Below are 3,295 nucleotides of genomic sequence, written 5' to 3'. Positions count from 1 at the left end.
AGGTCTATTTCTCCCGCTAGCCTTCACACCCTTAATTAAATACGACGACTGGCATGCCGACGTGGACGAGGGAGTAGACGGTTGGCATGACGGAGGGTTGGACGTTGATGCAGCCGTTTGAGCCGTTTTGGTGGTACCAACCGCCGCCAAAGACGGGTTGCCAGTTGGCGTCGTGGATGCCTTGTCCGACATAGTCAAAGGGCACCCAATAGGATACAGGAGAGGCATACTTGTTACCTGTCTTTGGATCGTAGCCGCGGAGGACTGATGGTGACTGCATGTTGTTCACTGCGAAAGCCCCTGGATTAGTTGGGGTCATATCGTGACCAGATACGATATCCGTGCTCAATTGCAATTCGCCATTGAGATAGATGAACATCTTTTGGTTAATCATATCGACTTCCACATAGTCCTGACCAAAGAAGTTATCTTGCCCGTAACCGGAGCCAGCAATGGATGGTTCGATGACGGTATCTTTACCTTTTAAGGCTGCTTGGGCAACTTCATCAGCTGCTTTGGAGCGGTCGATATACCAGCCGTAAGTCCCTGGCTGAACTGTCACGACACCGGCCATGGTGGACTGGAAGTCATGAGAAGTTAAAAGACCAGAAATTTCTTGGTTTAAGCCTTGGAGATAGACGTTAACCTGGTCCATATCAACAGCGGGCTCCCCTTGGTCATCAATATACAACCAGCTAGCAATTTCTTCTTCAGGAATCTGGTGTTCCTTACCATCAACTTTAAGGACCAATTTTGACCCCTTAATATCATCGAGTTTTTTGATCTTAGATTGCAAGCTCGGATCGTCTTCCTTAAGGGTTGGTTGGATGTAAGCATCCGCTAAGTTAACCTGGTAGTTGCCGTTATCGATATTCTTATTGAACAAATCTTGCAAGGCATCTGCTGAAATTTGATTCCCTTGGACCGAGTCAACAACTGTGAAACCTTGGTCTGAAGAATTCTCCAAGCGAGCGTTTTCGGATTCTTTACGCTGGGAATTATCAATCCCTAATTGGTTCATAATCTTATCAATAGTTGCCCCATCCAAGTCTCCATCGACATACTTACCTTGAAGTTGACGGTCTGTAAAGAAGGCGAGCGGCCAAGCCCATTGATTTTGTTCATCGAGCATTTTTTTCAATGCGGTTTGGCTTTCAATCGGCAGTCCCAAACTATCGATTGGCAGTTGGGCAACTTCCTTGTCCCCTTCTTTCACATCAATAGTTTGACCCGCAATTTTTTCTGAAACTTTTTGGTCCGCTTCTTCTAAGCTCATATTTGAAACCGTCGTAGCGGAGACCTGAGTACGGGGAAGAAAATGCTGACTATAATAGTAAGCTCCCCCACCATATAGTCCCAATACAACCACAAGGGCGATAGCTAGTCCCCACACTAGTCCCTTCGAAGACTCATTCTGCCTAGACATATATTTCCCTCCATTTTCTTCGATAAATAAAGGACCTCCTTTTAAGGATGTCCTCATGAATAAACTTTCAGTTATTTCTACACCTTATAGAATACACGATTTAGTGGGCTTTGTAAAACATATTAGACCTTCTGAATAATTTTTTAAACTTTTAACTTGCCTTTCCTAGCAATAAAGGTCATCATGAAAGAAAAGTAATTGAAAGGAAGTTTCCATGCCTCCACAGTCTAAATTTCAAGAATTTTTACTCATTCTGTCCAGTATTATATTAATGGTTACTGCGGTTTTTTCAGGTCTATATATCCTCAGCCTCCAACCCAGCCTGGTTGTTCGTCTACTAGTTTACCTGATGTTTCTTATTATTTTCCTCAGTGTTGGCCTCTCCATTTACTGGTTCGCCTTTCGCAAAAAATCCTAATCTTGGTCTTCTAAGTGTTGCTCATACTCGTTAAGAGTCATCCCATCATGACTTTCAATGAATTCTTCCCGTCTTTCCTTGCGGTAGACATCCATTTTCTTTTTGAAGAGCTCACCCGTCGTAGGCGGTGTCCAAGAAATGGCATTGGCCCCCGCCGCAATGACTTCGCGAATGCTGTCATCAGTCTTGCCCCCTGTCGCAATGATAGGAACATCTGGATAGCGTTCACGGATCCAGGCTACCAAATTAGGGGTATCCTTACCGCTCGCAACATTGAGAATATCCACACCTGCTTTGAGCCGGGCATCGATATCATTATAGGCAGATACAATCGTCGCGATAATGGGAGAATCAATGGTTCCCTCAATCATCTCGATAGTTTCAACCGGCATTGGGGCATTAACAACGACGCCCATAACTCCCTCTGCTTCTGCAAATAAAGCAATATCCGCGCTGCGCTTACCGCTAGTTAAGCCGCCACCAACGCCTGCAAAGACTGGGGCTGTGCTGACAGTTGAGATGGCTGAGACAATAGATGGATGCGGCGTTTGCGGATAAACAGCCAGAATCGCATCTGCATTGCTATAGCAAATTGTCGCAACATCCGTTGAAAAGAGAAAGGATTTTAAGCGACGCCCATAGATCCGGATACCAGAAGCGTCACGAATCACATCAGGAACTTTGAGGGTATCTTTTCTTAAAGCCGAGCTCACACTCGGTGTTTTTTTGGGTGTTTTCACGTCTAATAGCTCCTTTTTTTAAATTCAGCTATATTTTATCATCTTTTAGAAGGCAAAGAAAACCATTTTGACTAGTAAAATAAAAGGATATTCTTTGATTCTTTTTGATTTTTCTAAAACAAAGAACATCCTAGAAACATTGATTTAACAATATTTCTAGGATGTTCTAAAATTCTTTGACGCTCTTATTTGAGCTTAGAATGCCGACGGTGGGGGTCGAACCCACACGTCCGGTAAAGGACATTGGATTTTGAGTCCAACGCGTCTGCCAATTCCGCCACGTCGGCATATCGTATGAAGGCAAAGAAAGGCGGTAGTCGGATTTGAACCGGCGATCAAGGTTTTGCAGACCCATGCCTTACCACTTGGCTATACCGCCATACTTTAAAATATAAAACTGGGGTAGCTGGATTCGAACCAACGCATAACAGAGTCAAAGTCTGTTGCCTTACCACTTGGCGATACCCCAATAATAAGGGCGAATGAGGGGAATCGAACCCCCGAGTGTCGGAGCCACAATCCGATGCGTTAACCACTTCGCCACATCCGCCATATTAAAATGGATAAAACAGGGACAGTAGGAATCGAACCCACATTGACGGTTTTGGAGACCGTAGTTCTACCGTTAAACTATGTCCCTATTCAATTAAATCCCTGACAACCTTTAAAAAGATTGTAATGGTGGGAATAGGATTCGAACCTATGAACCCG

2 protein-coding genes and 5 tRNA genes are annotated in these 3,295 nt (G+C 44.3%); all 7 read right to left on the bottom strand.

Annotated features, from left to right (window positions below):
* Nucleotides 1-31 precede the first annotated feature (31 nt).
* The gene (locus HMPREF3090_RS03835; RefSeq protein ID WP_070485963.1) at nt 32-1,426 is read right to left on the bottom strand and encodes a L,D-transpeptidase family protein; all 1,395 of its coding nucleotides are present in this window, start codon (nt 1,424-1,426) and stop codon (nt 32-34) included.
* 414 nt (nt 1,427-1,840) lie between these two features.
* Nucleotides 1,841-2,584 carry a beta/alpha barrel domain-containing protein gene (locus tag HMPREF3090_RS03825; RefSeq protein ID WP_067975157.1) on the bottom strand — a complete coding sequence of 248 codons (744 nt, stop codon included), beginning with the start codon at nt 2,582-2,584 and terminating at the stop codon, nt 1,841-1,843.
* A 201-nt stretch (nt 2,585-2,785) separates the two neighbouring features.
* Nucleotides 2,786-2,871 (bottom strand) — tRNA-Leu (locus HMPREF3090_RS03820).
* Between the two features lie 21 nt (nt 2,872-2,892).
* Nucleotides 2,893-2,963: transfer RNA gene (locus tag HMPREF3090_RS03815), tRNA-Cys, on the bottom strand.
* Nucleotides 2,964-2,981: 18 nt separating this feature from the next.
* Nucleotides 2,982-3,053: transfer RNA gene (locus HMPREF3090_RS03810), tRNA-Gln, on the bottom strand.
* 8 nt (nt 3,054-3,061) lie between these two features.
* Nucleotides 3,062-3,134 (bottom strand) — tRNA-His (locus HMPREF3090_RS03805).
* Nucleotides 3,135-3,153: 19 nt separating this feature from the next.
* Nucleotides 3,154-3,224: transfer RNA gene (locus HMPREF3090_RS03800), tRNA-Trp, on the bottom strand.
* Between the last annotated feature and the right edge of the window lie 71 nt (nt 3,225-3,295).

Origin of the sequence: Aerococcus sp. HMSC23C02, assembly GCF_001806805.1 — a bacterium.
In the GTDB taxonomy this organism is placed as follows: domain Bacteria; phylum Bacillota; class Bacilli; order Lactobacillales; family Aerococcaceae; genus Aerococcus; species Aerococcus sanguinicola.
The sequence above is the reverse complement of the archived record's forward strand: the minus strand, read 5'-3'. Positions and strand labels throughout refer to the sequence as shown.

Bases quoted from the DNA above. Each gene is read 5' to 3' on its own strand.
- HMPREF3090_RS03835 (WP_070485963.1), bottom strand. From the start codon at position 1,426: ATGTCTAGGCAGAATGAGTCTTCGAAGGGACTAGTGTGGGGACTAGCT.